This window comes from Streptomyces agglomeratus (assembly GCF_001746415.1).
GTDB lineage: Bacteria > Actinomycetota > Actinomycetes > Streptomycetales > Streptomycetaceae > Streptomyces > Streptomyces agglomeratus.
Genome location: NZ_MEHJ01000001.1, coordinates 6,145,220 through 6,170,011, shown reverse-complemented (window position 1 = coordinate 6,170,011; position 24,792 = coordinate 6,145,220). Strand labels below are relative to the sequence as shown.

The following is a 24,792-nucleotide window of genomic DNA, read 5'->3' as shown; positions in this document are numbered from 1 at the left end:
CCTCAGACGGTCGCGGCTGGCTGACTGGTCGGGCTGTCGTCGGTGCGTTCGGCCGCGTCCTCCAGGACGATCCGGCCGATGATCTCGTAGCGTTCGGGCTGCTTCGCCTTGAGGTAGAGGCCGAGTCCCAGGCCGCCGAAGAAGACCAGTCCGACGATCCACGGGATCAGCTCGAAGAAGAGGGAGTCGGCGGCGAGTCCGGCCGCGGTCTCCATGTTGAGCACCAGCAGGACGACGACGGCGATCATGCCGATGCCGCCGAGGAGCGGCGCGGTGAAGGTCCTGAACCAGTGCCGGTCCTCCGGGTGGTTCTTCCGGAAGTAGCCGATCACCGCGAACGAGCAGAGCGTCTGGACGATGAGGATCGCCATCGTGCCGAGGATCGCCAGCAGCGTGTACAGGTGGATGTACGGGTCCTCACCGGCGAGCCAGAAGGCGGCGACCAGGAGGGTGGCGATGCCGGACTGGACGTAGGACGCGATGTACGGCGACCCGTGCGAGCGGTGCGTGCGGCCGAGCGCGGGGTGCAGGAAGCCCTCCCGGCCGATCGCGTACAGGTAGCGCGACGCGCACTGGTGGAACGCCATGCCGCAGGCGAACGAACCCGTGAGCAGCAGCCACTGGAACGCGTCGACGGCCCACGCCCCGATGAACGCCTGCGTCGGATCGAAGAAGAGATCGAGCGGGGAGGCCGACGACGAGACCTTGACCGACCCTTCGAGGCCGTTTCCGGCGATCGTCATCCAGGAGACGTAGATGTAGAAGAGCCCCACCCCGACCACCGATATCAGCGTGGCGCGCGGGATGACGCGCTTCGGGTCGCGGGACTCCTCGCCGTACATCGCCGTCGACTCGAAGCCGACCCACGACCAGAAGGCGAAGAAGAGGCCGAGCCCCGCCGACGTTCCGGTGAAGGCGTTCACGGGGTTGATCGGTTCCATGGGGATGCCGTCGGGACCGCCGCCCGCGAGCAGGACCGCTGTGGCGACGGCGAACAGGACGGCGATCTCGGCGACGAGCATGACGCCGAGGGCCTTGGCGGTGATGTTGATGTCGAAGTACGCGAGCACGCCGGTGACGGCGAGCATCCCGGCGGCGTACACGATCCACGGGATGTCGACGCCGAGCTGGTCGGCGACGGTGGTCTGGCCGAAGTAGGCGAAGATGCCGACGATCGACGCCTCGAAGACGATGTACGCGAGAACGGCCAGCATCCCGGACGCCATGCCGGCGATGCGTCCGCGGCCGTGCGAGATGTAACCGTAGAAGGCGCCCGCGGCGGTGATGCGCTTCGCCATGGCGACGTACCCGACCGAGAAGACGGTCAGGACGAGGGTCGCGAAGAGATAGCCGGCGGGAGCGCCCGTTCCGTTGCCGAAGCCGACGGCGATGGGGAGATTTCCGGTCATGGCGGTGATCGGCGCCGCGGTGGCGACCGCCATGAAGACCACACCGACCAGTCCGACGGAATTCGCCTTCAGCCGCTGGACCTCACGTGCGGGTTTGTCAGACATGCCGGGCCCTCTCTGTTGTACGGGGGGCGACAGTCTTGGGCCGGGTGACGCAGACCACAATCGACACGCGGTCACTCAAAAGCGTTACGGGGGCGACGACTTGTCGGCCCGCCGGGCCGCGCGATGTGTCCCGTAACCGCAGGGTGATGTTCCTGGAACGGACACGCGGGTAGCGTCCACCGAATGCGGTGTCTTCCTGGGGCACGGCGGGAACAAGGTCACGAGGTACATCGCAGTGGAAACGCAAGGCGGCATCACCGTGCAGCGGGCGCTGGAGCTGCCGGGGCTGCGCGGCGGTCTTCCCGAGGTCGTCGCCGGCGCCGACCGGCTGAACCGCACCGTGCGCTGGGTGCACGCCGGGGAAGTGCCGAACATCGCCTCGCTGCTCAAGGGCGGCGAGCTGCTCCTGACGACCGGCCTGGGCCTCGGCACGCGCCCCGCCGAGCAGCGCGCGTTCGTACGCCGCCTCGCGGACCGGGGGATCGCCGCCCTGGTCGTCGAACTGGGCCCGCGTTTCAGCCGCCTCCCCTCGACGATCGTGGAGACCGCGCGGGCGGCCGGACTGCCGCTCGTGCAGCTGCACCGCGAGGTGCCGTTCGTCTCGGTGACCGAAGAGGTCCACACCGAGATCGTCAACGGCCACTACACCCTCCTGCGGCGGGCCGAGGAGGTCCACCGGCGCTGTACGGAGGCGCTGCTCGGCGGCGGCGGGATTCCACAGGTGCTCGGCATCCTCGCGGACTTCACCGCGAACCCGGTGTTCCTGGAGACGGCGGACGGACAGCTCCTGTACGCGGCCGCGCCCGAGTCCGGCGACGCGTGCGCCGACCCTCTCCAGGTCTGGGAGGGCCTGCGGGGCCAGCGGGAGGCGCGCGAGTCGGGACCGCCCGCGAACGGCGTGATCGTGGACGTACCGGGCGGCGGCCACGGCGCGGGAGCGGTGCGGGCCAGGATCGCGCTGCTCGCGGTCGCGTCCCCGCTCCTGCCCGTGCACCGGATCGCCGCGGAGCGGGCGGCCGGAATCCTCGCGGTGGTCCTGATGCAGGCGCGCCAGGAGGAGGAGCTGGCCGCACGCGGCCGGGGTGACTTCCTCACCGACCTCGCCGAGGGCCGCATCGCCGCCGAGGACGCCCCCGCGCAGGCCAGAGTGCTCGGCTTCAAGCCGGGCGAGGGCCCGCTGCTCCCCGTCGTCATGCGGCTCGCGGCCGAACTGGCGCCGGCGGGCAACTGGGCCGTACTGGCACGGGCCGTCCTGGAGGAGCTCTCGGCGGTCGGCGTGCCGGTCCTGCTGGGTGTACGCCCGGTGGAGGGCCGCGTACCCCTGCTGCTGGGTCTGCGCTCGGAGTCGGAGCGGACAGCGGTCGCGGACCGGGTGGCGGCCGCCCTGCGCGCCGGGGTGGAGCGAGCGGGCCTGGAACGCGCGGGCGCCCATCCCCCGGTGGTCGTCGTGGGCGTGGCCGGCGGCTGGACAGCGGCATCGGCGGGGCTGCGCCACGCGGCCGAGACCGCCACGGCGGCGCAGGGCCTGTCCGACCGTCCCTGGTACGACGCCCGGCGCCTCGACATCGACCTGCTCCTGTGGCGCCTGCGCGAGCACCCGGACCTGGCGGCCTTCGTCGAACGGGCGATCGGCCCGCTGCGCGACCACGACCGCACGTCCCGCCCGCCCCTGCTGCCCACCTTGCAGACGTATCTGGCGCACGCGGGCCGGAAGGCGGAGACCGCCCGCGAGCTGCATCTGAACCGCCAGACCCTCTACAACCGCCTGGCGCGCATCTCCGAACTCCTCGGCACGGATCTGGACGACCCGCAGACGGTGCTGGCACTGAGCCTCGCCCTGCGCGCCCGCCGCCACACGACCTAGCCGGTCAGTTCGTCGTACACGCTCAGCACCTGCGCCACGGTCTCGTCCTCGGTCGGCCAGGTGGCGGCCTGCGCCTTGCCGGCCCGGGACAGCCACAGCCGTCGCTCCGGGTCGCCCAGCAGCCGCAGGACGGCTTCCCCGAGCGCCTCACCGTCGCCGTACGGAACGAGCTCGGCCGCGTCGCCCACCAGCTCCGGTACCCCGCCGACCGCCGTGGCGACCAGCGGCGTGCCCGCGCGCAGCGCCTCCTGCGCCAGCACGGACCGGCCTTCCCAGCGGCTGGCCAGAACCGCGACGTCGGCGACGGCGAGCAGCTCACCGATGTCGTCCCGCCGGCCGATGAGCTTGACGGGCAGCGATTCGGCCTCGATGCGCCGCTGAAGGGCGCCCCGCTCGCTCCCCTCCCCGGCGACCACGAGCAGGGGCGTGGGAATGAGATCGCGCCACGCACGGGCCGCGTCGAGGAGGTCCCCGTATCCCCGGCTCCGTACGAGACTCCCGACGGCCATGACCAGGGGCCGGTCCACGGCACCGAGATCGGCCCGCGCCTTGCTCTCCTCGCCGTTCAGGGGCGGGCGCGGCGCCGGCACGGTGACCGGCGCGAGGCGCGCGTCACGCGCACCGCGGCCGCGGGCCCGGTCGACGAGATCGGACGACGTCCCCAGCACCACGGCGGCAGCCCTGGCCGCCCGGCGCTCCATCATCCGTACGAGGTGTCCGCGCGGCCCCGCGTCGTCCACCCGCGTGTGCCAGGTGACGACCAGCGGAATCCGCCGTCCCCGCAGCGCCAGGGCACTGCGCACAGCGGCGTGCGGCCCATGGGCGTGCACGAGACCGGCACCCGAGCAGGCCGCCCGCAGCGCCGCCACGGCGGCGGGATCACTGCGCCGGGGTACGGGGACGAATCGCGCCCCGGAACCGGCGAAGTCGTACGACCTTTCGAGCCCTGCGGGGGCGCAGACGGTCACCCGCAGTCCGTGTGCGACAAGCCCGGCCGCCAGCGACCTGACGTGCGCGCTGCTGCCCGGACTGCCGCCGCCGAGCACATGGACGACACTCAGCGGCGCCTGGCCGTACGGCGGGACCGGTGTGCTGCTCACGTCGGTCGGAGCTCCTGAGTCGGCGTCGGACGGCGGACGTACTGCGCGGCCCAGGATGCCAGCCCGCACGCGCGTTCCGGCACCACGAAAGGGTCGAACCCCTGGTCGTACGTCACGGGCATCACCCACACGGGTGATCAGGGCCGCACGTTGCGCAGTGACGGTAGGACCGTCCGCGCGACGGTACGGGACCGCGCCGGGGGGAGGTCCGGAACCCGGAGCGTGACGTGAGGCGGACGGCGGGCCGGTTCGCGCGACCGGCACCGCACCGGACCCGCGTCATGCGGTTGCGCACGCCGCCGGCGCAGCGGAACTCACCCGTACGTGGGCACCCACCGCAACCCGCACCGGCACCAGGTCACGCACCGCGACCGGCAGCGGCGCGCGCCCGCACCTGAGCACGCACCGCGACACGCACCCGCCCTACTCGTCACTCCGCGCGGCCGCCAGCAACTCCTCCGCGTGCGCCCGGGCGGTCTCCGAGTCCTCCTGCCCCGCCAGCATGCGCGACAGCTCGCGCACGCGGTCCTCGCCCTCCAGCACGGTGACGCCACTGCTGGTGACCGATCCGTCGACCGTCTTCTCCACCAGGAGCTGCCGGTCGGCGAACGCCGCGACCTGCGGCAAGTGCGTCACGACGACGACCTGGGCCGACTTCGCCAGCTTCGCCAGCCGCCGCCCGACCTCGACCGCCGCCTTGCCGCCGACCCCCGCGTCGACCTCGTCGAACAGATAAGTCGGCACCGGATCGGAACCGGCGAAGACGACCTCCACCGCGAGCATCACCCGGGAGAGTTCACCACCCGAGCCCCCCTTGGCGATCGGCCGGGGCTGAGCGCCGGGGTGCGGCGCGAGCAGCAGCTCGACCTCATCCACCCCGGACGCCCCATAGGCCACCAGCCGCCCGCCGACCTCGACCCCCTCCGGGTCCTCGGTCTGGCGGATGTCGATCGACACCCGCGCGTGCGGCATGGCCAGAGACGCCAGTTCACCCGTGACGGCTTCGGCGAACCGCTCCGCCGCCTCCGTACGCGCGTCGGTCAAGGTCTGTGCCAGTTCGCCCAGTTCATTCCGCAACGCGTCCCGCTCGGCCGTCAGCTCACCGATCCGGTCGTCGTCGCCCTCGAGCTCGGTCAGCCGCGCGGCACCTTCCTGCGCCCACGCGAGCACCGCCCCGACGTCATCGCCGTACTTGCGCGTGAGCTGAGTGAGCGCCGCCCGCCGCTCCTCCACCGCGGACAGCCGCAGCGGATCGGCGTCGAGGTTGTCGGCGTACCCGGCCAGCTCCCCGGCCACGTCACCCAGCAGGATCCCGATCTCACCGATCCGCTCGGCGAGCACGGCGAGCGCCGGATCATGTGCGCGTACCGCGTCGAGCGCCCGGTGGGCCCCGGCGACCAGCGTGTTCGCGTCGAGGCTTTCCAGGTCCTCCGGGTTCCCGGCGAGCGCGGCGTGCGCCACGGACGCGGCCGACGCCAGCGCCTCGGCGTGACCCAGCCGCTCCGCCTCGGCGGCGAGTTCGACGTCCTCGCCGGCCCGCGGTTCGACCGCCGCGATCTCCTCCAGCCCGAAGCGCAGGAGATCCGCTTCCTGCGCCCGCTCGCGCGCCCGGGTGGTCAGCTCGTCCAGTTCCACCACGACGGCCCGCAGCCGCCGGTACGCGGCGGCGTACTTCGCATGAGGTACGGCGACGGCGTCACCCGCGTACCGGTCGAGCGCCTGGCGCTGCCGGGCCGGCCGCAGCAGGCCCTGCTGATCGGTCTGCCCGTGTACGGCGACGAGGTCGTCCGCCAGCTCCGCGAGGAGCCCCACCGGAACCGAGCGCCCGCCCACATGGGCACGCGATCGGCCTTCGGCCGAGATGGTCCTGCTGATCAGCAACGCCCCGTCGTCGAGTTCGGCGCCCGCCTCCTGGGCCCGTACGGCGGCGGGCGCGTCGGCGGGCATGGTGATCCGCCCCTCGACCACCGCCGCCTTGGCCCCGATCCGGACGAGCGCGGGATCGGCGCGCCCGCCGAGCAGCAGCCCGAGGCTGGTGACGACCATGGTCTTGCCCGCGCCGGTCTCACCCGTCACCGCGGTGAACCCGGGTGACAGCTCGACGACGGCGTCATCAATGACGCCCAGCGACCGTATCCGCATCTCCTCCAACACGGACACGACCTTACGAGGTCCCGGCCCCCCATTGCGACGGCCCCCGCACCGACACTCCCCCGCACGCCCCCTCACTCCCCCGGGAACCGCCTCTCCCGCCGTGGAAAACGCCCACCGCGGCCCGGTCGGTCACCCGGAGCAGCGTCGCTTCGGTCGAGATGTCGACATCACCGCGGCGTCACTTCACTTCACTTCACTGCGCCGCACCCCGACGCGCCGCAGCGCGACACCGGCACTCCGCGTGCCGCGCTCCGGTACTCCACGCCCCGCACTCCGCACCTCAGTGCGGCGCCCCCCGCCACCCCGACACCGGAAGGGCGAACTTGGCGACGAGCCGGTCGGTGAACGACGCATGGTGCAACCGCGCCAGCCGTACGGGCACGGCGCCCCGCCGGACCACCACCCGCGCGCCGGCGGGCAGTTCCACGGTCCTGCGGCCGTCGCACCACAGCACGCCGTGCGGCGTGTGCGGCTGCACCTCCACCGCGAGCACGGAATTCGGCGACGTCACGAGCGGCTTGGCGAACAGCGCGTGCGCGCTGATCGGCACCATCAGGAGTGCCTCCACCTCCGGCCAGACCACGGGCCCGCCGGCCGAGAAGGCGTACGCCGTGGACCCGGTCGGGGTGGCGCAGACGATGCCGTCGCAGCCGAAGCCGGTCACCGGCCGCCCGTCGATCTCCAGGACGACTTCGAGCATCCGCTCGGGCGAGACCTTCTGCACGGCGGCCTCGTTGAGCGCCCAGTCCTCGTGCACGATGTCGCCGTTATTGTGCACCAGAACGTCGAGCGTCATGCGCTCCTCGACCTCGTACGCACGCGTGACGACCCGGTCGACCACCTTGTCGAGGTCGTCCCGCTCGGCCTCCGCGAGGAAGCCGACGCGGCCGAGGTTGACGCCGAGCATCGGCACCCCGGAGGCGCGCGCGAACTCGGCGCCGCGCAGCAGCGTCCCGTCCCCCCCGAGGACGATCAGCAGTTCACAGCCGTCGAGTACGGCGGGCGAGGCTTCCGCCACCGTCTCGACGGACGCCGGAAGCGGCAGATCGGCCGCCTCCGCCGCCAGTACGCGCACACCGATTCCGCTGCGCAGCAGCCCCTGTACGACCAGTTCCGCGCTGCGGATGGCCGCGGGGCGACCGGTGTGAGCGAGCAGGAAAACGGTGCGTGCCGCTCCCGGAGGCTCAGCAGCTCTGTCCGTCGTGGTCGCTGTCGTCGCTGTCGTCGTTGTCAACTCGGCCCCTCCGCCACTGCACGGTCAACATCCGCCGGGTCGAGCGCGGGAGCACCGGCCCGGAGCCACAGAAAGTACTCGACATTCCCCGAGGGCCCCGGCAGCGGACTGGCCGTGACGGCCCGTACGCCCAGGCCGAGTTCCCACGCCTGGCGCGCCACGGCCCGTACGGTTTCGGCCCGGAGTTCGGGGCTGCGCACGACTCCGCCGCTGCCCAGGCGGTCCTTGCCCACCTCGAACTGCGGCTTCACCATCATCACGAGATCGGCGTCCGGCGCGGCGCACCGCACCAGCGCCGGCAGCACCAGCCCCAGCGGAATGAAGGACAGATCACCGACGATCAGGTCGACCGCCTCCCCGTCAATCGTGTCGAGTGTCATTTCCCGCACGTTGGTACGGTCCTTGACGCTCACGCGTTCATCGGACTGGAGCGACCACGCGAGCTGGCCGTATCCGACGTCGACGGCGACGACCTGCCGGGCGCCCGCGCGCAGCAGCACATCGGTGAATCCACCCGTCGAGGCCCCGGCGTCGAGCGCCCGCCGCCCCTCCACCTTCAGCCCCAGTGGTACGAACGCCTCCAGCGCGCCGGCCAGCTTGTGGCCGCCGCGCGAGACGTAGTCGGGGTCGTTGTCGTCCTTGAGCACCACGACGGCGGCGCTGGTCTCGACCTGCGTGGCGGCCTTGGTCGCGACGGCGCCGCCCACCTTTACCCGCCCTGCGGCGATCAGCTGGCTCGCGTGCTCCCGGGAGCGGGCGAGTTTCCGGCGGACCAGCTCGGCGTCGAGGCGTCGGCGCGCGACTCCTGCCACGATCGGTTCAGCTCCTGTTGTCGTACGGGGAAGGGGGCGCCGGAGGTCCCGGTCGGGCGTCCAGCGCGGTCAGCGCCTCACGCAGCCCCCGGTGTACATCCTCGTACACCTCGATGTGCCCGTCCGCCGGGAGGTGGTCGGCGTCGCCCAGCCGCTCCAGCAGCGCGTCGACGCCGCCGTGCCCGGTGGCGGTGCGCTCCACCCCGAGGGGCGCCGGTGCGGCCGGGTCGTACACCGCGGCGGCGACGGGCTCCGGCGTCCGGCCGGCCCTGTCCTTGACGTCCTCGACGTCCTCGACCTCGTGGTTCATGCCCCGACGCTACCCCGAAGCCCTGGGGTACCGTCGATCCGATGGCAACGACGGAGGAGTGCCGCGGCGCACTCGACACACTTTCGGACAACCTGGCCCGGGCCGACGACGACGGCGTACGCAGCGCCGCCGCGCTCGACCGTTCCCTGAGCTGTCACGTCACTGATCTGGACGTCACGTTCACCGGCCGCCTCACGGACGGCCGGATCGACGTACGGGAGACCCTGGACGGTCCGCCGCGCGAGCGGGCCGAGATCCGCCTGGCGATCACGGGCGACGACCTGGTCGCGATGGTCGGCGGCGAGCTGAACTTCGCCAGGGCCTGGGCTTCGGGCCGGGTGAGGCTGGAAGCCGGCTTCCGCGACCTGATCCGCCTCAGGAAACTCCTGTAGCCCACTGGCCGGCCCGTCCTCCTTAGCCCACCGGCCGGTCCGTCCTGCTGTGGCCCACCGGAGCCGGCCCGTCCGCCCGCGTCAGGAAGCCGGGACGGCCCCGGCCACCGCCCGCCCCGCGCGTGCCTGCCGCGCCGCCGGCACCACCAGCGGCGTCCCGGTCTCCGGGTCGTCGATGACCTGGCAGCGCAGCCCGAAGACCCGCTCCACGAGCTCCGCCGTGACCACCTCGGCCGGCGGCCCCTGCGCGACGATCTCGCCGTCCCGCATCGCGATGAGGTGGGTGGCGTACCGCGCCGCATGGTTAAGGTCGTGCAGTACGGCGACCAGCGTGCGCCCCTGCGTCTCGTGCAGTTCCGCGCACAGGTCGAGCACGTCGATCTGGTGCTGGATGTCGAGGTACGTCGTCGGCTCGTCGAGCAGCAGCAGGGGCGTCTGCTGGGCCAGGGCCATGGCGATCCACACGCGCTGCCGCTGTCCGCCGGACAGCTCGTCGACGTAACGGTCGGCCAGCTGTCCGACGCCCGTCGACTCCATCGACTCCCCGACGATCCGCTCGTCCTCCGGCGACCACTGCCGCAGCAGCCCCTGATGCGGGTAGCGGCCGCGCGCCACCAGGTCGGCGACCGTGATCCCGTCCGGCGCGACGGACGACTGCGGCAGCAGCCCCAGCGTCCTGGCGACCTTCTTCGCGGGCATGGAGCCGATGGCGTTCCCGTCCAGGAGCACCCGGCCCTGTGTGGGCTTGAGCATCCGCGAAAGGGCGCGCAGCAGCGTCGACTTGCCGCACGCGTTGGGACCGACGATGACCGTGAACGAATGGTCGGGTATCTCGACGGACAGGTCCTCCGCGATGACCCGCTGGTCGTAGGCGAGGGTCACCGATTCCGCACTGAGGCGCTGACGCTGCACTGGCTTGCTCCTGAGGTTCTTCTCGGTCGTCATATACGTCCCGCCTTGCGCTCCGTCACCAGCAGCCACAGCAGGTAGCAGCCGCCCAGTACGCCCGTCACCACACCCACCGGCAACTGCGTGTCGCTCAGACCCTGCTGTGCGATCCAGTCGGCGAACACCAGCAGCGTGGCACCCATGCACACCGACGCCGCGAGGTTCGCGCCCGGCGAGCGCGTCAGCCTGCGGGCGAGCTGCGGCGCGCTCAGCGCGACGAAGGCGATGGGTCCGGCGGCGGCCGTGGCCACCGCGATGAGCAGCACGGCGGACAGCATCAGCACCAGCCGGACGCGTTCGACGCTCACCCCGAGGGCGTACGCCGCGTCGTCGCCCATCTCCATCATCCGCAGCGACCGCCCGTGGCCCAGCACCAGCGGAATCAGTACGACGCACATGCCGAGCAGCGGCCACGCCTGCTCCCAGCCCCGCCCGTCGAGCGAGCCCGTCATCCACACCGTGGCCCGGGTCGCGTCGACGATGCTGGCCTTGGTGATCAGGTAGTGGTTGAGCGCCGTCAGCATGGCGGCCGCGCCGATGCCGACGAGTACCAGCCGGAAGCCGTGCACACCCCGCTTCCAGGCGAGGAAGTAGACGGCGGCTCCCGTCAGCAGACAGCCGACGAGCGCGCCACCGGTCACCGCTACAGCGTTGCCCTTGAACAGCACGATCACGGTCAGCGCGCCGGCCGTCGCGCCCTGCCCGAAACCGATCACGTCCGGACTGCCCAGCGGATTGCGGGAGATGGACTGGAAGACCGCGCCGGACGCCCCGAGCGCCGCACCGACGAGCAGCGCGACGACGACCCTCGGCACGCGCAGCTCGGTGACGATGAATTCCTGCGACGCGGTGCCGTTGCCGAGGAGCGTACGTACGACATCGGCCGGCGACATCGGGAAGTCACCACTGCCGATGAGCACCACACCCATGGCCAGCGCCGCGGCGACGAGCAGCAGCGAGGCGAGGAGGGCCCGGGGCTCGATCCGGAAGGAGAGCCCGCCGCGGGTGCGCACCGTGCGCGAGGTCCGCGTCAGGGGCCGCTTCCCGGTCCGTGTCCGCGAGGGAGAGGTAACAGTCACAGTTGAGCCATCTTCCGGCGGCGTACGAGATGAATGAACACGGGCCCGCCGACCAGCGCGGTCACGATGCCCACCTGGAGTTCGGAGGGCCGGGCGACGACCCGTCCGATGACGTCCGAGCCCAGCAGGAGCACCGGCGAGAGCACGGCGGCGTACGGCAGGATCCAGCGCATGTCGGGCCCGGTGAGGGTCCGTACGAGGTGCGGGACCATCAGCCCGATGAAGACGATCGGCCCGCAGGCGGCGGTCGCGGCGCCGCACAGCAGCGTGACGGCGACCATCGCGAGGACGCGGGTCCGGGTCAGGTGCGCGCCCAGCGCCCTCGCCGTGTCCTCGCCCATCTCCATCGCGTTGAGCGGCCGTGCGATGAGCAGCGCGAGCACCACACCGACAGCGATGAACGGCCAGACCTTGCCGATGATCACCATGTCGGCGGAGGCCAGCGAGCCGACGGTCCAGAAACGAATCTGCTCCAGCGCGGCGGAGTCCATCAGCTGTACGGCGTTGACGTAACCGTAGAGCGCGGCCGTCGCGGCGGTCCCGGCGAGCGCGAGCCGCACGGGTGTCGCGCCCCGGCTCCCGCCCAGGACGTAGACCAGTACGGACACAACTCCCGCACCGGCGAACGAGAACCAGACATATCCGGTCAACGAGGTGATACCGAGAAAGCTGATGGCGGAGACGACGGCGGCGGCGGCCCCCGCGTTCACGCCCAGGATGCCCGGCTCCGCGAGCGGGTTGCGGGTGAGCCCCTGCATGACCGCGCCCGAGAGTCCGAGAGCCACGCCCACGAGCACGCCCAGGATCGTGCGGGGCACCCGCACATCCCGGACGATCACGTCGTTGCCGGTGCCGGAGGCATGGAACAGGCCGTGCCACACGTCGCCCACAGCAAGCGGTTTGGCGCCGATCGCGATGCTCGCGAGCACGACCAGCAGCAGTACGCCGACGGAGACGAGCAGTCCGACGGCGCGCCAGGCGTTGCGTTTGGGGGACGCGGGAGCGGCCTCCGGGGCCTGCGCCGCGCTCTGCTTGGGGGAACTCTCGACCAACACGGAGTTAGGTTAGCCTACCCTCGCATCGCGCCACACGGCCGCGGGCCCAACGATTCCCCGGCCCCCGGCTCGCGCCCTCCCCCTAAAATCCCACCCTGGTCAGCGCCTTGTCCGCGTCCAGCCCGCACGTCCCGTCGCCGGCGTACGTCCAGGCCGCCGCGCACAGCGCCCGCAGCCCGTCCAGCGCCGCGCCCTCACCCTCGGCGACCAGCTCACCGTCGCGTACGGCCGCGGTCCACCCGCCGCACACGAACCCGCCGTCGGCCCCGGCCGCTTCCGCCACTTCCGGCTGCCCGGTGAGCAGCCCGCGCAGGTCCGCGTCCACATACGTCGGCCGGTACTTCGGCGCCGCCGCCAGCAGCTGCGCGGCGTCCGTCACCCCGGTCAGTACGAGCAGCGAGTCGACACCGCCCACGTTCGCGCCCTCGATGTCGGTGTCCAGCCGGTCCCCGACCACCAGCGGCCGCTCCGCGCCGGTGCGCAGAATCGTCTCCCGGTGCATCGGCGGCAGCGGCTTGCCGGCCACCCGCGGCTCGGCGCCCGTGGCGATCCGTACGACCTCCACCGCCGCACCGTTGCCCGGCGCGATCCCCCGCGCACCGGGAATCGTCAGGTCGGTGTTGGACGCGAACCACGGCACGCCGCGCGCCACGGCGTACGACGCCTCCGCGAACCGGCCCCACGCCAGATCGGGCCCGCCGTACCCCTGCACCACGGCCGCCGGATCGTCGTCGGCCGACTCCACCGGCACCAGCCCGCGCTCACGCAGCGCGACCCGCAGCCCGTCCCCGCCGACCACCAACACCCGCGAACCGGCCGGAACCTGATCGGCGATCAGCCGCGCCACGGCCTGCGCCGACGTGATGACGTCGGACGCCTCCGCCGGCACCCCGAGTTCCGTCAGGTGCTCCGCGACCGCATCGGGCGTCCGCAGCGCGTTGTTGGTCACGTAGGCGAGGTGCATCCCGCCGTCCCGGGCGACCCCGAGCGCGTCCACGGCGTGCGCGATTGCCTCACCGCCCGCGTACACGACACCGTCGAGATCCAGCAGAGCCGTGTCGTACGCCTCCCTCAGCGCACGCGCGCTCGCGTCGGGCCGGGTCCTGGTCCGCTGGCTCATTCCGTATCACTCCTAGATCGGTGCCTGTCCCCCGATCATCGCTCATCGGACCACCCGACTTACGATGCACCAATGAGTACACCTGGTCGGCCCGAGGAGGACCACGGCCTGCGCCTGGCCCCGTTCCGTGGACTGCGTTACGTCCCCGAGCGAGTGAGCAGCCTGGCCGCTGTCACGTCCCCGCCGTACGACGTGGTCGTACGGCCGGACGGCCTGCACCACCTGGAATCGGCCGACCCGTACAACATCGTCCGCCTGATCCTCCCGCAGGCCGCCTCACCCGCCGGCCGCAACCAGCAGGCCGCCGACACCCTGCGCCGCTGGCTGGCGGAAGGCGTAATGGCCCCGGACCCCGAGCCGGCCCTGTACGTGTACGAGCAGCGCAGCGGCGACGTTCTCCAGCGCGGACTCATCGGAGCCCTCACCCTGACTCCGCCCGCCGAGGGGATCGTCCTCCCCCACGAGGACGTCATGCCGCACGTCGTCGCCGACCGCGCCGCCCTGATGCGTGCCACGGCCGCCAACCTCGAACCGCTCCTGCTGACGTACCGCAGCGGCGGCCAGGCCGCAGGCGCGACCGCCGTCATCGAACGCACCATCCACCGCTCGCCCCTCCTGGCCACCACGACGGAGGACGGTTTCAGCCATCGCCTGTGGTCGCTCACGGACCCCGCCGAGCTGGCCGAGGTCACGGCCGACCTGTCCCACCGCCAGGCCCTGATCGCGGACGGCCACCACCGGTGGGCGACGTATCTGCGCCTCCGGGAAGAGCACCCCGCGCGCGGCCCCTGGAACTCCGGCCTCGTCCTCCTCATCGACACGGCCCGCTACCCGCTCCAGGTCCGCGCCATCCACCGCGTGCTCCACCGCCTGCCCGTCGCGGACGCCCTCGCCGCCGTCGCGGACACCTTCCGCGTGCGTGAGGTCCGGGGACCGCTCTCCCACGCCCTGGACGCCCTCGCCTCCGCGTCCGCCGCCGGCAACGCGTTCCTCCTGGCCGGGGACGGCGCCTTCCACCTCATCGACCGCCCCGACGAGGCCCTGCTGTCCCGTACGGTCCCGGCCGGCCGCCCCGAAGCCTGGCGCACCCTGGACGCGACGGTCCTGCACGCGGCCCTCCTGGACCACGTGTGGTCGATCCCCGACGCCCCCGAGCACATCGCGTACATCCACGGCACCGAGGCGGCCGTCACGCAGGCGGAGCGCCACGGCGGCACGGCGGTCCTGATGCATCCGGTACGCGAAGAGGTCGTCCGCGACCTGGCCCGTCAGGGCGTCACGATGCCCCGCAAGTCCACCTCGTTCGGCCCGAAGCCGGCGACGGGCCTGGTCCTGCGGAGCCTCGACCTGAGCTGAACCGCGCCGGAAACGAGAAAGGGCGGCACCCCCGGAGGGGTGCCGCCCTTTCTCAAACGGGACTCAGTCAGTCCTTGTCGCCCTGAGACTCGACGTCGGTCTCAACCTCGGCCTCGACCTCGGCCTCGGCCTCGGTCTCCGCCTCAACCCCGGTCTCGGCGTCGTCCGTGACGACGATCTCGGCCTCAGCGGCGGCCGGGGCGGTCCGCCCGGACTCCTCGCTGTCCTCGTCGAGCGCGTCGACGAAGTCGACACCGTCGAGCTGGGCGAGCCGGTCCGAAGCGTCGGTCAGGCCGTCCTTGTCCGCCTCGATCGCCTTGGCGAACCACTCACGTGCCTCGGCCTCCCGCCCGGCGGTCAGCAGCGCGTCGGCGTACGCGTACCGCAGTCGCGCGGTCCACGGCTGAACCGAGTTCGACGCCAGCTCGGGACCCTGGAGGGTCACGATGGCCGCATCGATCTGACCCATGTCCCGACGCGCCCCGGCCGCGACCATGCGCATCTCGACCTGGCCCGCCTTGTCGAGCTTCTGCACCTCGGGCTCGCCAGCCATCGCCATCGCGCGCTCGGGCCGACCGAGCCCGCGCTCGCAGTCCGCCATGACGGGCCACAGCTCCACGCTGCCGGTCATCCGGCGGGCGGCGCGGAACTCCGCGAGCGCCTCCGTGTACCGCTGAGTCGCGTACGCCGCGAAGCCGGCGGCCTCACGCACGGCAGCCACCCTGGAGGCGAGCCTCAGCGCGATGCGCGAGTAGGCGTACGCCTCCTCGGGGTCGTCGTCGATGAGGTTCGCGACCATGACGAGGTTCTTGGCAACGTCCTCGGCCAGGGTCTTCGGCAGGCTCTGGAGCTCCTGACGAACGTCTTTGTCGATCTCGTATCCCGTGACGTCCTCGGGGATGGGAAGCCGCTTGACGGGCTCCCGCTCACGGTCGTCCCGCTGACCGCGGTAACCGTCGCGGTCGCCGCCACGGTCCCCCCGGTCGTCACGACGCGGGGCACGGTCGTCACGGCGGGGCCCACGGTCGTCACGACCGCCTCGGAACCCACCACGCTCGTCGTCCCGACGCGGCCCACTGCTCGGCCGGTCGTCACGACGCTCATAACCGCCGCCGCTGCTGGGACGCCCGCCCCGGCTGTCGTCACGCCCACCACGGAACCCACCGCGATCGTCGTCACGACGCTGGTAACCGCCGCCGCTGGGACGGTCGTCACGGCGCTGGAAGCCACCGCCGCTCGGACGGTCGTCACGACCCTGGTAGCCACCGCCGCTCGGACGGTCGTCACGACCCTGGTAGCCACCACCCCTGGGGCGGTCGTCGCGACGCTGGAACCCGCCGCCACCGCTGCTGGGACGGTCGTCCCGACGCGGGGCACGGTCGTCACGACCGCCACGGAACCCGCCACCCCGCTCGTCGTCCCGACGCGGCCCACTGCTCGGGCGGTCATCGCGACGCTGGTAGCCGCCGCCACTGCTGGGACGGTCGTCACGACGCTGGAAGCCGCCGCCGCTGGGACGGTCGTCACGGCGCTGGTAACCGCCACCACTCGGGCGGTCGTCACGACCCTGGTAGCCACCGCCGGTGGGACGGTCGTCACGGCGCTGGTAGCCACCGCCGCTGGGACGGTCGTCACGGCGCTGGTAGCCACCACCGCTGGGGCGATCGTCGCGACGCTGGAACCCGCCGCCACCGCTGCTGGGACGGTCGTCCCGACGCGGGGCACGGTCGTCACGACCGCCACGGAACCCGCCACCCCGCTCGTCGTCCCGACGCGGGGCACGGTCGTCGCGGCCACCACGGAACCCGCCGCCACCGCCGCTGGGGCGGTCGTCACGACGCTGGAAGCCACCGCCACCGCTGCCACCACTCGGCCGGTCGTCACGACGCTGGTAGCCACCACCGCTGGGGCGATCGTCGCGACGCTGGAACCCGCCGCCACCGCTGCTGGGACGGTCGTCCCGACGCGGGGCACGGTCGTCACGACCGCCACGGAACCCGCCACGCTCGTCGTCCCGACGCGGCCCACTGCTCGGCCGGTCGTCACGACGCTGGTAACCGCCACCGGCGCTGGCCGGACGGCCGCCACGGCTGTCGTCACGGCGAGGGCCGCTGCTCGGTCGGTCGTCACGACGCTGGAAGCCACCGCCACCACCGCTCGGACGCCCGCCTCGGTCGTCATCACGGCGAGGCCCACCGGAGCGGTCGTCACGACCACTTCGGGGAGCACCGCCGGTGGGGCGGTCGTCACGACGGAACCCACCGCGATCGTTGTCCCGGCGCGGCGCACGGTCGTCACGACCGCCGCGGTATCCGCCCCTGTCATCGCCGTCTCGCCGGCGCGGCTCGCGCTCCGGACGATCGTCGGAAGAGTTGGTGGACATCGGTTGGCTCCTGTCTTGGGGTAACGCAGTCATTCTCGCGCAGTCGGCCATCCGACGCGCTTCGGAAAAACAAAAAGGACCCTTGGTCCAGCATGAACGCTGGACCAAGGGTCCTGAAAGATTGTTCGGCGGTGTCCTACTCTCCCACAGGGTCCCCCCTGCAGTACCATCGGCGCTGAAAGGCTTAGCTTCCGGGTTCGGAATGTAACCGGGCGTTTCCCTAACGCTATGACCACCGAAACCCTATCGGGCTTAGCGAACAAGCACACTCTTCAATTAAGTAAGTGGATCTGTTCAACCGGTGCGATAACTGTTCGCAACCCGGGAACAACACAGTGGACGCGAGCAACTGAGGACAAGCCCTCGGCCTATTAGTACCAGTCAGCTCCACCCGTTACCGGGCTTCCACATCTGGCCTATCAACCCAGTCGTCTACTGGGAGCCTTAACCCCTCAAAGGGGGTGGGAATACTCATCTCGAAGCAGGCTTCCCGCTTAGATGCTTTCAGCGGTTATCCTTTCCGAACGTAGCCAACCAGCCATGCCCTTGGCAGGACAACTGGCACACCAGAGGTTCGTCCGTCCCGGTCCTCTCGTACTAGGGACAGCCCTTCTCAATATTCCTACGCGCGCAGAGGATAGGGACCGAACTGTCTCACGACGTTCTAAACCCAGCTCGCGTACCGCTTTAATGGGCGAACAGCCCAACCCTTGGGACCGACTCCAGCCCCAGGATGCGACGAGCCGACATCGAGGTGCCAAACCATCCCGTCGATATGGACTCTTGGGGAAGATCAGCCTGTTATCCCCGGGGTACCTTTTATCCGTTGAGCGACAGCGCTTCCACAAGCCACTGCCGGATCACTAGTCCCGACTTTCGTCCCTGCTCGACCCGTCGGTCTCACAGTCAAGCTCCCTTGTGCACTTACACTCAACACCTGATTGCCAACCAGGCTGAGGGAACCTTTGGGCGCCTCCGTTACTCTTTAGGAGGCAACCGCCCCAGTTAAACTACCCATCAGACACTGTCCCTGATCCGGATCACGGACCGAGGTTAGACATCCAGCACGACCAGAGTGGTATTTCAAGATTGACTCCACACACACTGGCGTGCATGCTTCAAAGTCTCCCACCTATCCTACACAAGCCGAACCGAACACCAATATCAAACTGTAGTAAAGGTCCCGGGGTCTTTCCGTCCTTCTGCGCGAAACGAGCATCTTTACTCGTAGTGCAATTTCACCGGGCCTATGGTTGAGACAGTCGAGAAGTCGTTACGCCATTCGTGCAGGTCGGAACTTACCCGACAAGGAATTTCGCTACCTTAGGATGGTTATAGTTACCACCGCCGTTTACTGGCGCTTAAGTTCTCAGCTTCGCACGCCCGAAAGCGCACTAACCGGTCCCCTTAACGTTCCAGCACCGGGCAGGCGTCAGTCCGTATACATCGCCTTACGGCTTCGCACGGACCTGTGTTTTTAGTAAACAGTCGCTTCTCGCTGGTCTCTGCGGCCACCCCCAGCTCACGGAGTAAATCCGATCACCAGTGATGGCCCCCCTTCTCCCGAAGTTACGGGGGCATTTTGCCGAGTTCCTTAACCATAGTTCACCCGAACGCCTCGGTATTCTCTACCTGACCACCTGAGTCGGTTTAGGGTACGGGCCGCCATGAAACTCGCTAGAGGCTTTTCTCGACAGCATAGGATCATCCACTTCACCACAATCGGCTCGGCATCAGGTCTCAGCCTTAACGAGGGACGGATTTACCTACCCCTCGGCCTACACCCTTACCCCGGGACAACCACCGCCCGGGCTGGACTACCTTCCTGCGTCACCCCATCGCTTACCTACTACCACCTTGGACCGGCGGCTCCACCACTTCCCTTTGCCCGAAGGCTCCAGGACGGCTTCACGGCCTTAGCATCAATGGATTCGATACTGGGCGTTTCAAAGCGGGTACCGGAATATCAACCGGTTGTCCATCGACTACGCCTGTCGGCCTCGCCTTAGGTCCCGACTTACCCTGGGCAGATCAGCTTGACCCAGGAACCCTTAGTCAATCGGCGCACACGTTTCTCACGTGTGTATCGCTACTCATGCCTGCATTCTCACTCGTGAACCGTCCACAACTCGCTTCCGCGGCTGCTTCACCCGGCACACGACGCTCCCCTACCCATCCACACTCCCGTTGGGGATATATGTGTGAATGACACGACTTCGGCGGTACGCTTGAGCCCCGCTACATTGTCGGCGCGGAATCACTTGACCAGTGAGCTATTACGCACTCTTTCAAGGGTGGCTGCTTCTAAGCCAACCTCCTGGTTGTCTCTGCGACTCCACATCCTTTCCCACTTAGCGTACGCTTAGGGGCCTTAGTCGATGCTCTGGGCTGTTTCCCTCTCGACCATGGAGCTTATCCCCCACAGTCTCACTGCCGTGCTCTCACTTACCGGCATTCGGAGTTTGGCTAAGGTCAGTAACCCGGTAGGGCCCATCGCCTATCCAGTGCTCTACCTCCGGCAAGAAACACACGACGCTGCACCTAAATGCATTTCGGGGAGAACCAGCTATCACGGAGTTTGATTGGCCTTTCACCCCTAACCACAGGTCATCCCCCAGGTTTTCAACCCTGGTGGGTTCGGTCCTCCACGAAGTCTTACCTCCGCTTCAACCTGCCCATGGCTAGATCACTCCGCTTCGGGTCTAGAGCGTGCAACTCAATCGCCCTATTCGGACTCGCTTTCGCTACGGCTTCCCCACACGGGTTAACCTCGCTACACACCGCTAACTCGCAGGCTCATTCTTCAAAAGGCACGCAGTCACGACTGCATGTGCAAGCACATACAGCGACGCTCCCACGGCTTGTAGGCACACGGTTTCAGGTACTATTTCACTCCGCTCCCGCGGTACTTTTCACCATTCCCTCACGGTACTATCCGCTATCGGTCACCAGGGAATATTTAGGCTTAACGGGTGGTCCCGCCAGATTCACACGGGATTTCTCGGGCCCCGTGCTACTTGGGTGTTCAAACAAGCCGTTGATGTTTCAGCTACGGGGGTCTTACCCTCTACGCCGGACCTTTCGCATGTCCTTCGCCTACCAACGGTTTCTGACTTGCCAACAGCCGGCAGACTGTTGAAGTGCAATCCCACAACCCCGTATGCGCAACCCCTGCCGGGTATCACACGCATACGGTTTGGCCTCATCCGGTTTCGCTCGCCACTACTCCCGGAATCACGGTTGTTTTCTCTTCCTGCGGGTACTGAGATGTTTCACTTCCCCGCGTTCCCTCCACATACCCTATGTGTTCAGGTATGGGTGACAGCCCATGACGACTGCCGGGTTTCCCCATTCGGAAACCCCCGGATCAAAGCCTGGTTGACGGCTCCCCGGGGACTATCGTGGCCTCCCACGTCCTTCATCGGTTCCTGGTGCCAAGGCATCCACCGTGCGCCCTTAAAAACTTGGCCACAGATGCTCGCGTCCACTGTGCAGTTCTCAAGCAACGACCAGCCACCCATCACCCCGCCCTTACGGACGAGTGCACTGGGGCCGGCATCGCGAAGATATAGACCAAATGGTCCGTACCCTCAGATACCCAACAGCGTGCCCGACCCGATTTACTGTGCTCACTTTCCACGCCGAAGCAGTACTCGTGAACCCACCAAACCGTGCCGAGTAGTCAACGTTCCACCCATGAGCAACCAGCACCGGACGTTCGCCGATGAACTGGCCTCTGACCGCGGACCGGTAAGAAGTGCTCCTTAGAAAGGAGGTGATCCAGCCGCACCTTCCGGTACGGCTACCTTGTTACGACTTCGTCCCAATCGCCAGTCCCACCTTCGACAGCTCCCTCCCACAAGGGGTTGGGCCACCGGCTTCGGGTGTTACCGACTTTCGTGACGTGACGGGCGGTGTGTACAAGGCCCGGGAACGTATTCACCGCAGCAATGCTGATCTGCGATTACTAGCAACTCCGACTTCATGGGGTCGAGTTGCAGACCCCAATCCGAACTGAGACCGGCTTTTTGAGATTCGCTCCGCCTCGCGGCATCGCAGCTCATTGTACCGGCCATTGTAGCACGTGTGCAGCCCAAGACATAAGGGGCATGATGACTTGACGTCGTCCCCACCTTCCTCCGAGTTGACCCCGGCGGTCTCCTGTGAGTCCCCATCACCCCGAAGGGCATGCTGGCAACACAGGACAAGGGTTGCGCTCGTTGCGGGACTTAACCCAACATCTCACGACACGAGCTGACGACAGCCATGCACCACCTGTATACCGACCACAAGGGGGCACCTATCTCTAGGTGTTTCCGGTATATGTCAAGCCTTGGTAAGGTTCTTCGCGTTGCGTCGAATTAAGCCACATGCTCCGCTGCTTGTGCGGGCCCCCGTCAATTCCTTTGAGTTTTAGCCTTGCGGCCGTACTCCCCAGGCGGGGAACTTAATGCGTTAGCTGCGGCACCGACGACGTGGAATGTCGCCAACACCTAGTTCCCAACGTTTACGGCGTGGACTACCAGGGTATCTAATCCTGTTCGCTCCCCACGCTTTCGCTCCTCAGCGTCAGTAATGGCCCAGAGATCCGCCTTCGCCACCGGTGTTCCTCCTGATATCTGCGCATTTCACCGCTACACCAGGAATTCCGATCTCCCCTACCACACTCTAGCCTGCCCGTATCGAATGCAGACCCGGGGTTAAGCCCCGGGCTTTCACATCCGACGTGACAAGCCGCCTACGAGCTCTTTACGCCCAATAATTCCGGACAACGCTTGCGCCCTACGTATTACCGCGGCTGCTGGCACGTAGTTAGCCGGCGCTTCTTCTGCAGGTACCGTCACTTTCGCTTCTTCCCTGCTGAAAGAGGTTTACAACCCGAAGGCCGTCATCCCTCACGCGGCGTCGCTGCATCAGGCTTTCGCCCATTGTGCAATATTCCCCACTGCTGCCTCCCGTAGGAGTCTGGGCCGTGTCTCAGTCCCAGTGTGGCCGGTCGCCCTCTCAGGCCGGCTACCCGTCGTCGCCTTGGTAGGCCATTACCCCACCAACAAGCTGATAGGCCGCGGGCTCATCCTTCACCGCCGGAGCTTTTAACCTCTTCAGATGCCTGAAGAAGTGTTATCCGGTATTAGACCCCGTTTCCAGGGCTTGTCCCAGAGTGAAGGGCAGATTGCCCACGTGTTACTCACCCGTTCGCCACTAATCCACCCCGAAGGGCTTCATCGTTCGACTTGCATGTGTTAAGCACGCCGCCAGCGTTCGTCCTGAGCCAGGATCAAACTCTCCATGAATGTTTTCCCGTAATCGGGATCACACACACGAAAGAGCGGAACAGGTCGGGCCGGAATATGGCCCGCTGTTCTCAGCGTCCTCGCTGTGTTCGCCTGGACTGTCACAAGGACAGCCAGGACTTTTCAAAGGAACCACCAACCCACCGAAGTGGGCCGGGGTATCAACATATCTGGCGTTGACTTTTGGCACGCTGTTGAGTTCTCAAGGAACGGACGCTTCCTTTGTACTCACCCTCTCGGGCTTTCCTCCGGGCTTTCGTTCGGTATTTCGTGTTTCCGACTCTATCAGACTCTTTCGTGTCCGATTCCCCGTCGGCGGGGCTGCTTTCAGGTCTTCGCTTTCGCGTTTCCCTTTCGGCGTGGTCACTACTTTAGCGGATTCCCCTTGCGGCTCATAATCGGGCCGGTGAGTCGGAATTCGGGCATGCCGAAATCGAACCCGTAAGGGAGATCGTAGGTAGTGGTTTGGCCGCTTCGGGGCGCTTCGGTTGGCTCGGAAGCCCGTACCGACAGCAATGCCCGTCTCAAGCGGCTCGGGCTACATTAGGCGTCCGCCGGGGCCACGTCAAGTTCGGCGGCGGCGTGGTGTGTGGGCCCTGAAAGGGCTCACCGTGGGGTCTCCGTCGATCCAGAATCGCCAGGGGTGGTCCGCGCCTTCACCGCCCACGCCGGTGCGGGGGCCGTTGCGGACCAGGTCAGCGGGGGCGGCCGTGCCGTGCAGTACAGACAAGGGGGAATCGGGGCCGGCGCAGAGGTCGGTGCCGTCGAGGCTGCGGTCGATGGCGAGTCCGGTGGCGAGGCGGGCGGGGCCTTTGGCCAGTTCCTTGTCGCTTCGGGCCGAGAGTCGTCGTTTGCGTACCTGTTCCTGGCCCTGTGTCACCTCTCCCCCGCGCAGCAGTACGCCGCTCGCGCTGTGCTCCGGGCCGCAGACCAGGTTGAGGCTGAACCACATGCCGTAGATGAAGTAGACGTACGCGTGACCGGGCGGGCCGAACATGGATGCGTTGCGCTGGGTCTTTCCGCGGTAGGCGTGCGATCCCGGATCACCCGGGCCGTCGTATGCCTCGACCTCGGTGATGCGGAGCTCGATCGAACCGTCGTCGGTCAGCCGTACGAGCGTGCGCCCCAGCAGATCGGGTGCGACCTCCAGTACGGGGCGGTCGAAGAAGGTCCTGGGGAGCGGCGTACGGTCGGGGTCCGTGATCATGCCCTCCGAGCGTAGTGGAAGTCGCACCTTCGGGTAGGTGGCCTTGAGGCGCGCGCTTTGCCAGGGTGAGGGCTGCGGAACCGGGCGTGGTCCTTCCGCGTTTGTACTGGTCAGAGTCAGAACCAAAGATCTGGGGAGAAGTCATGGGCTTCAAGAAGTTGCTTGCGAGCTTGGGTGCCGGTGGCGCGTCGGTGGAGACGGTGCTGACCGAGGCGAACGTGGTGCCCGGCGGCGTCGTGCAGGGCGAGGTCCGTATTCAGGGCGGCTCGGTCGATCAGCAGATCGAGGCGCTCTCCGTCGGTCTCCAGGCACGCGTCGAGGTCGAGGGCGGTGACCAGGAGGTCAAGCAGGACATCGAGTTCACGAAGCAGCGGCTCGGCGGTGCCTTCGAGGTGAAGGCCGGCGCGGTGCACGTGGTGCCCTTCGGACTGGAGATCCCCTGGGAGACGCCGATCACGAGCATCGCCGGTCAGCAGCTGCACGGCATGAACATCGGCGTGACGACCGAGCTGGAGATCGCGCGGGCCGTTGACTCCGGTGACCTCGACCCGATCAACGTGCACCCGCTGCCGGCGCAGCAGGCGATTCTCGACGCCTTCGTCCAGCTCGGTTTCCGGTTCAGGAGCGCGGACATGGAGCGCGGTCACATCCGCGGGACGCGTCAGCGGCTGCCGTTCTACCAGGAGATCGAGTTCCAGCCGCCGCAGCAGTACCGCGGGCTCAACCAGGTGGAGCTGACCTTCATCGCGGACGACCGCGAGATGGACGTCGTACTGGAGATGGACAAGAAGCCGGGTCTCTTCAGCGAGAGCAGCGACTCGTACCGGGCCTTCAAGGTCGGGCTCAACGACTTCCAGGGAACCGACTGGGTCGCGTACCTCAACCAGTGGCTCGCTCAGGTCGGCGGCCAGCGCAACTGGCTCTAGGCTCGGAAGCCGTCAGGTAGCACAGTCCAATCGGAGGTTAAGAC

At 68.5% G+C, this 24,792-nt stretch carries 16 protein-coding genes, 3 rRNA genes and 1 pseudogene; 4 read left to right on the top strand and 16 right to left on the bottom strand.

What is annotated here, in order from left to right; all coding sequences use genetic code 11:
- Window positions 1-2 precede the first annotated feature (2 nt).
- A complete protein-coding gene (locus AS594_RS26930; RefSeq protein ID WP_069935437.1) occupies window positions 3-1,514 on the bottom strand; it encodes an APC family permease in 1,512 nt (503 codons plus the stop codon).
- A 235-nt stretch (window positions 1,515-1,749) separates the two neighbouring features.
- Here AS594_RS26930 and AS594_RS26925 point away from each other — a divergent pair, with 235 nt between their 5' ends.
- A complete protein-coding gene (locus tag AS594_RS26925; protein ID WP_069929438.1) occupies window positions 1,750-3,378 on the top strand; it encodes a PucR family transcriptional regulator in 1,629 nt (542 codons plus the stop codon).
- On the opposite strand, the gene AS594_RS26920 is transcribed toward AS594_RS26925, so the two are convergent.
- From AS594_RS26920 to AS594_RS26900, 5 genes are all read right to left on the bottom strand, one after another.
- Window positions 3,375-4,478 (bottom strand): glycosyltransferase family 4 protein, encoded by a 1,104-nt coding sequence (locus tag AS594_RS26920; RefSeq protein ID WP_069929437.1) that lies wholly within the window; start codon window positions 4,476-4,478, stop codon window positions 3,375-3,377. The genes AS594_RS26925 and AS594_RS26920 overlap by 4 nt on opposite strands.
- A 423-nt stretch (window positions 4,479-4,901) precedes the next feature.
- Window positions 4,902-6,620, bottom strand: a complete 1,719-nt coding sequence (gene recN, locus AS594_RS26915; RefSeq protein WP_069935436.1) for a DNA repair protein RecN — start codon at window positions 6,618-6,620, stop codon at window positions 4,902-4,904.
- 292 nt (window positions 6,621-6,912) lie between these two features.
- Window positions 6,913-7,866, bottom strand: coding sequence for an NAD kinase (locus AS594_RS26910; protein WP_079144387.1), 954 nt, complete (start codon window positions 7,864-7,866; stop codon window positions 6,913-6,915).
- A complete protein-coding gene (locus AS594_RS26905; RefSeq protein ID WP_069929435.1) occupies window positions 7,863-8,678 on the bottom strand; it encodes a TlyA family RNA methyltransferase in 816 nt (271 codons plus the stop codon). The genes AS594_RS26910 and AS594_RS26905 overlap by 4 nt, the downstream gene beginning before the upstream one ends.
- A 7-nt stretch (window positions 8,679-8,685) precedes the next feature.
- A complete protein-coding gene (locus tag AS594_RS26900) occupies window positions 8,686-8,988 on the bottom strand; it encodes a hypothetical protein (RefSeq protein WP_069929434.1) in 303 nt (100 codons plus the stop codon).
- A 41-nt stretch (window positions 8,989-9,029) separates the two neighbouring features.
- On the opposite strand from AS594_RS26900, the gene AS594_RS26895 reads away from it, so the two are divergent.
- The gene (locus AS594_RS26895; protein ID WP_069935435.1) at window positions 9,030-9,380 is read left to right on the top strand and encodes an SCP2 sterol-binding domain-containing protein; all 351 of its coding nucleotides are present in this window, start codon (window positions 9,030-9,032) and stop codon (window positions 9,378-9,380) included.
- Between the two features lie 81 nt (window positions 9,381-9,461).
- On the opposite strand, the gene AS594_RS26890 is transcribed toward AS594_RS26895, so the two are convergent.
- The 4 genes from AS594_RS26890 to AS594_RS26875 form a co-directional block, all read right to left on the bottom strand.
- On the bottom strand, window positions 9,462-10,325 hold the full coding sequence (locus AS594_RS26890) for an ABC transporter ATP-binding protein (RefSeq protein ID WP_069929432.1): 864 nt from the start codon (window positions 10,323-10,325) through the stop codon (window positions 9,462-9,464).
- Entirely contained in the window at window positions 10,322-11,407 is a 1,086-nt protein-coding gene (locus AS594_RS26885; RefSeq protein ID WP_420877846.1) for a FecCD family ABC transporter permease, read from the bottom strand. Before AS594_RS26885 ends, AS594_RS26890 begins: the two co-directional genes overlap by 4 nt.
- A complete protein-coding gene (locus AS594_RS26880; RefSeq protein WP_069929431.1) occupies window positions 11,404-12,459 on the bottom strand; it encodes a FecCD family ABC transporter permease in 1,056 nt (351 codons plus the stop codon). Before AS594_RS26880 ends, AS594_RS26885 begins: the two co-directional genes overlap by 4 nt.
- Window positions 12,460-12,544: 85 nt before the next feature.
- The gene (locus tag AS594_RS26875; protein WP_069929430.1) at window positions 12,545-13,582 is read right to left on the bottom strand and encodes an HAD-IIA family hydrolase; all 1,038 of its coding nucleotides are present in this window, start codon (window positions 13,580-13,582) and stop codon (window positions 12,545-12,547) included.
- 72 nt (window positions 13,583-13,654) lie between these two features.
- On the opposite strand from AS594_RS26875, the gene AS594_RS26870 reads away from it, so the two are divergent.
- Entirely contained in the window at window positions 13,655-14,938 is a 1,284-nt protein-coding gene (locus tag AS594_RS26870; protein ID WP_069929429.1) for a DUF1015 family protein, read from the top strand.
- 67 nt (window positions 14,939-15,005) lie between these two features.
- Here AS594_RS26870 and AS594_RS26865 read toward each other — a convergent pair whose 3' ends face one another.
- The 6 genes and pseudogenes from AS594_RS26865 to AS594_RS26835 all read right to left on the bottom strand — a co-directional run bounded on the left by AS594_RS26865 (window position 15,006) and on the right by AS594_RS26835 (window position 23,822).
- A complete protein-coding gene (locus tag AS594_RS26865) occupies window positions 15,006-15,737 on the bottom strand; it encodes a tetratricopeptide repeat protein (RefSeq protein WP_069935434.1) in 732 nt (243 codons plus the stop codon).
- Window positions 15,738-16,121: 384 nt separating this feature from the next.
- Window positions 16,122-17,321 (bottom strand): annotated as a pseudogene (locus tag AS594_RS46300) (hypothetical protein); the annotation flags it as partial.
- 123 nt (window positions 17,322-17,444) lie between these two features.
- A 5S ribosomal RNA gene (gene rrf / locus AS594_RS26855) occupies window positions 17,445-17,561 on the bottom strand.
- A 111-nt stretch (window positions 17,562-17,672) separates the two neighbouring features.
- Window positions 17,673-20,791, bottom strand: a 23S ribosomal RNA gene (locus tag AS594_RS26850).
- 298 nt (window positions 20,792-21,089) lie between these two features.
- A 16S ribosomal RNA gene (locus AS594_RS26845) occupies window positions 21,090-22,615 on the bottom strand.
- Together the 16S, 23S and 5S rRNA genes form the textbook arrangement of a ribosomal RNA operon.
- Before the next feature lie 565 nt (window positions 22,616-23,180).
- Entirely contained in the window at window positions 23,181-23,822 is a 642-nt protein-coding gene (locus AS594_RS26835; RefSeq protein WP_069929426.1) for a DNA-3-methyladenine glycosylase, read from the bottom strand.
- Between the two features lie 143 nt (window positions 23,823-23,965).
- On the opposite strand from AS594_RS26835, the gene AS594_RS26830 reads away from it, so the two are divergent.
- Window positions 23,966-24,748: a sporulation protein gene (locus AS594_RS26830; protein WP_069929425.1), complete on the top strand. Its 783-nt coding sequence runs from the start codon at window positions 23,966-23,968 to the stop codon at window positions 24,746-24,748.
- The last annotated feature ends 44 nt before the right edge of the window (window positions 24,749-24,792 follow it).

Bases quoted from the DNA above. Each gene is read 5' to 3' on its own strand.
- AS594_RS26930 (WP_069935437.1), bottom strand. From the start codon at position 1,514: ATGTCTGACAAACCCGCACGTGAGGTCCAGCGGCTGAAGGCGAATTCC.
- recN (WP_069935436.1), bottom strand. From the start codon at position 6,620: ATGCGGATACGGTCGCTGGGCGTCATTGATGACGCCGTCGTCGAGCTG.
- AS594_RS26900 (WP_069929434.1), bottom strand. From the start codon at position 8,988: ATGAACCACGAGGTCGAGGACGTCGAGGACGTCAAGGACAGGGCCGGC.
- AS594_RS26895 (WP_069935435.1), top strand. From the start codon at position 9,030: ATGGCAACGACGGAGGAGTGCCGCGGCGCACTCGACACACTTTCGGAC.
- AS594_RS26890 (WP_069929432.1), bottom strand. From the start codon at position 10,325: ATGACGACCGAGAAGAACCTCAGGAGCAAGCCAGTGCAGCGTCAGCGC.
- AS594_RS26875 (WP_069929430.1), bottom strand. From the start codon at position 13,582: ATGAGCCAGCGGACCAGGACCCGGCCCGACGCGAGCGCGCGTGCGCTG.
- AS594_RS26870 (WP_069929429.1), top strand. From the start codon at position 13,655: ATGAGTACACCTGGTCGGCCCGAGGAGGACCACGGCCTGCGCCTGGCC.
- AS594_RS26865 (WP_069935434.1), bottom strand. From the start codon at position 15,737: ATGGTCGCGAACCTCATCGACGACGACCCCGAGGAGGCGTACGCCTAC.
- AS594_RS26835 (WP_069929426.1), bottom strand. From the start codon at position 23,822: ATGATCACGGACCCCGACCGTACGCCGCTCCCCAGGACCTTCTTCGAC.
- AS594_RS26830 (WP_069929425.1), top strand. From the start codon at position 23,966: ATGGGCTTCAAGAAGTTGCTTGCGAGCTTGGGTGCCGGTGGCGCGTCG.